The sequence below is a fragment of the Bradyrhizobium sp. PRIMUS42 genome (assembly GCF_023006515.1).
GTDB lineage: Bacteria > Pseudomonadota > Alphaproteobacteria > Rhizobiales > Xanthobacteraceae > Bradyrhizobium.
Window position 1 is genome coordinate 1 of the sequence record NZ_JALBGZ010000633.1, and the last position, 3662, is coordinate 3662.

General features: G+C 63.4%; 4 protein-coding genes. 2 read left to right on the forward strand and 2 right to left on the reverse strand.

Features of this window, described 5'->3' with window-relative positions; all coding sequences use genetic code 11:
• Both MOV75_RS30825 and MOV75_RS30830 read right to left on the reverse strand, forming a co-directional pair.
• On the reverse strand, positions 1 to 491 hold a 491-nt coding region (locus MOV75_RS30825), incomplete at its 3' end, for an Hpt domain-containing protein (protein WP_247007203.1).
• 417 nt (positions 492 to 908) lie between these two features.
• Positions 909 to 1337: a response regulator gene (locus MOV75_RS30830; protein WP_246928473.1), complete on the reverse strand. Its 429-nt coding sequence runs from the start codon at positions 1335 to 1337 to the stop codon at positions 909 to 911.
• A 467-nt stretch (positions 1338 to 1804) separates the two neighbouring features.
• Between MOV75_RS30830 and MOV75_RS30835 the strand changes: the two genes are divergently transcribed.
• Positions 1805 to 2515 carry a Crp/Fnr family transcriptional regulator gene (locus MOV75_RS30835; RefSeq protein ID WP_246928484.1) on the forward strand — a complete coding sequence of 237 codons (711 nt, stop codon included), beginning with the start codon at positions 1805 to 1807 and terminating at the stop codon, positions 2513 to 2515.
• A 198-nt stretch (positions 2516 to 2713) separates the two neighbouring features.
• A complete protein-coding gene (locus MOV75_RS30840; RefSeq protein ID WP_246928482.1) occupies positions 2714 to 3412 on the forward strand; it encodes a Crp/Fnr family transcriptional regulator in 699 nt (232 codons plus the stop codon).
• Positions 3413 to 3662: the final 250 nt, after the last annotated feature.

The window sequence follows — 3662 nt, forward strand, 5'->3', positions numbered from 1 at the left end:
AGCGAGCCCGTGGTCATGTCTTTTGCCGGCGCAGGCGCGGCAGCTACAGGTGCTTCCGGCACCAGCGGCGGGGCGTCAGCGACGGGAGCAGCGCTACCGGCCGCCATGGCGACCATGCCCTGCTCGACCATCGCTTCCAGCTTGTCGATGAGATCGCGGTCGGTACCCTCCGGCTCGGCTTCGGTCGCTTCGAGACCTGCGAGGATTTCCTTGATGCGGTCGATCGAGGACAGGATCACCGTCACCGCCTGCCCCGTCACCGGCATGCCGTCGCGGAATTTGCCCATCAGCGTCTCGCCGGCATGCGCCAGCGCTTCCAGCCGCGGCAGGCCGAGGAAGCCGCAAGTACCCTTGATGGTGTGGACCAGGCGGAAGATGTTATCCAGGATCTTGGCGTTGTTCGGCTCCTGCTCGAACTTCACCAGCTGATTGTCCACGGTGTCCAGGCTCTCGCTGGTCTCCGTCAGAAACTCCCGCAACAGATCATCCATGAGCTACGCCTTACTGAGCTGGACTTCGACGCCTGGGCCGCGCTTGGAAGCGACGGAAGCCCTCTTTCGATGGTTAGACATCCCCTTTCACGGTCCCGTTAATTTCATCCTCCGTGCTAATACGGATATTGAAGAGAAGTTTGCCCTTCGGCTGCACGCGAGGGCGCTTTTCCGCAAAACCGTCATGGCGCCGCGGCGGCGAGACGCGTGAGGTAAACGCGCCGATAGCGGCGCGGCGGGGCGCACGAGAAAGTCCTGCTCGTGAAGGACGATAGGCACGGCCTGCGCGGGATTGAACGAAGCGGTCCGCGATCGAGGGCGCCCTCGCCGCCGTCATTTCGCGCTCGCCGAGACCGGCAAAGTTCGCGCTTTCGGTAAACGAACCGTTACCCCGTGACCGCTGCGGCGCGCGCGGCGCTAACCCAGTCGCGCGGCCGACGCAATGTCGCGGTGCTCCGCCAGGCAATCATTGATGGCGGCGAGCAGCGCGTGCGGCGTGAACGGCTTGCGCAGGCAGCGTGCGGCCCCGAGCTCCAGCGCCATCCGGAGGAAATCGGGTGCGGGCGAATTCAGATTGGCGAAAGCGTAGCCCGACATCGCGATCAGCGGAATGACAGGCGCCCGCTCGTGGAAGATCCGGATCGACTCGAACCCGCGCATATGCGGCATGAAAATGTCGATGATCATCAGATCGAACTGTTCGTGTTCGAGGGCCCGCAGTCCGGCTTCACCTCCCTCGGCGATCGTGACCCGAAAATTGTTGCGCTGGAGATAGATCTCGATGGCCATGCACACCATCGGGTCGTCGTCGACAACGAGAATATGGCGCAGGCCGTCTCGTCCCATTTGAGCGTCCCGTTTCGGCAATTCAATCATGGAGCCGTGGCGCACGCCTGTCTCCTCCGGTTTCGATCGAGAAATGGATGGTTGCTAATGTCGTTGGCGGCGCCGGGAAAACGAAGACGATGGGTGGCGCCATGATCGGTAGCGGCGTCGGATGTCCGTAGGCACTCGTCCGATGTAGGAGGATGCGCGGGTCGACCGGCGCCCGATCGCAGCCCGGATGCAAATGCTTCCGGCTCATGAAAGCCCCCTTGCCGCTTTTTCCTGCGCTCCTTGCAGGACGGACGCGCAGGCTCGCAAAGCGAATCAGCGCGTCACCCTTATTTCCGCCGCAAATGCCCCAGGCTGTCTGCCCTCTAATGGGCATATGGACATCACCACAACCATTACAATATATTTCCCCACCACGCAACTGGATGACGAACGGGCGCGACACCAATCGGAATATCGAACGCGCCAGATTGACCTGCATGACCGCGAGCGGCCACCCGCCCAATCAGTTGCTGCAAATGCTCGATGCGGCAGGTTTCGATCTGCTGAGCCCTCATCTCGCGACAGTGGAAATGGTCAGGGGAACTGTCTTGGGCGAGGCGGGCACCGCGCTGAAATATGTCTACTTTCCACACAGCGGCTCCGTTTCGATCACGGTCGGCCTGTCCGACGGACAGATGATCGAGGTGGCGATGCTGGGCCGTGACAGCGTCGTGGGCGGCGGCGCAGCGCTGGCCGATGGCATCATGCCGGCAGACGCTGTCGTGCTGTTTCCCGGCAGGGCTTGTGTGCTTGAAATCGCGGCTTTCCGGGCAGTCGCAGCCGCAAGCGCGCCGTTTCGCAGCCTGATGGTCCGCCATGAGCAGGCCCTGCTCGCACATGCTCAGCAGTCCCTGCTCTGCAATACGCTGCATCCCGTCGAGGCGCGGCTGGCGCGCTGGTTGTTGCGTGCCCGCGACCTGTCCGACAGCGGGATTCTCCCGCTGACGCAGGAAGCGCTGGCGCAGATGATGGGCGTACGGCGCAACGCTATTTCGCTCGTCGCACATGCGCTTCAGCGTGCCGGCATCATTCACTACGCACGCGGCCAGATCGAAATCCTCGACTTGCGGGCGCTGGAAGCGACCTCCTGCGGCTGCCATTCGGCGGTGAAGGCCCACCACATGCGCCTGATGGGACCCTCGCGGTGACGAGAAACTCCACGCGCCCGACTGCACGCCGACGTGCACAGATGCCGCAGGGACGATCGCCCGATGTGCCACCGGCGGACATCTTGTCCCAATTGCCAATATATCCCGACGGGAAGATGATGGAACTTGCTCGCCCAGGAAGGGGTTTCACCTGCCGCGACCCGCTGGTGCAGGAGAGGGGAGGCCGCTTTGGAAACGATGGTGCGCCCATCCAACGGTTTCCTGTCCGCACTGCCGGCGGACGATTATGAATTGATCCGCCCGCACCTGCGAACAGTTGACCTGCCCCATGACTACGTCCTGGTCGAGACCGGCGAGACGCTCAAGCGCGCTTATTTTCCTCACCGCGGCGTCATCTCGCTGGTGGTTAAACTCGCCAAGGGCGAGCATGTGCAGGTCGCCATGATCGGCCGCGACAGCTTGCTCGGGACGCTCTCGACCATGGGCGATGCGTGCGCGTTGAACACCGCCGTCGTGCTGGTGCCGGGCCTTGCGTCGATCATGGATCTCGACCGGCTGCGGATCGCCGCCGACCAAAGCAGCACTCTGCGCACGTTGCTGACGCGCCACGGACTGGCGGTTTACGCTCAGGTCCAGCAGACCGCGGGCTGCAACGCCGCCCATCCGGTGGAGGCACGGCTGTCACGCTGCCTGTTGCACACTCATGACCTCTCGGGTGACTACCGGCTGCTGCTGACCCAGGAGGCCATGGCACAGATGATCGGGGCGCGGCGCAACAGCGTGTCGCTGGTCGCCAATACATTGCAGCAGGCCGATTTCATCCATTACAGCCGCGGGCACATCCAGATCGTCAACCTCGACGGCCTGCGCCAGACGGCGTGCGAATGCTACGCCACCGTGAAGGCCCAGTACGACCGGCTGCTCGCCCCGCGCTGACCGCAGCTCGATGGTAAACCGCAGGCTAATGCCGGCCTGCAAACACCTCATGTCCTGCTACCGAAACTGAAATTCGAATGCCGTAGACACGGGGGTGCCCTCGCGCCGGGACCTGCCGCGCGACAATGACCCGTGATCAAGGCCAGGCCATGTTTGAAGCCCCCGTCGCGCCCGCGCAGAAGGCGCTCCAAGTTCACCTTCCGCATCGACAAGGGCAGCATGCGGAGGTCATCACCGCCTTCGGCGAGAA

Coding starts and splice junctions, on each gene's coding strand:
- MOV75_RS30840 (WP_246928482.1), top strand. CDS start 2,714: ATGGTGCGCCCATCCAACGGTTTCCTGTCCGCACTGCCGGCGGACGAT.
- MOV75_RS30835 (WP_246928484.1), top strand. CDS start 1,805: ATGACCGCGAGCGGCCACCCGCCCAATCAGTTGCTGCAAATGCTCGAT.
- MOV75_RS30830 (WP_246928473.1), bottom strand. CDS start 1,337: ATGGGACGAGACGGCCTGCGCCATATTCTCGTTGTCGACGACGACCCG.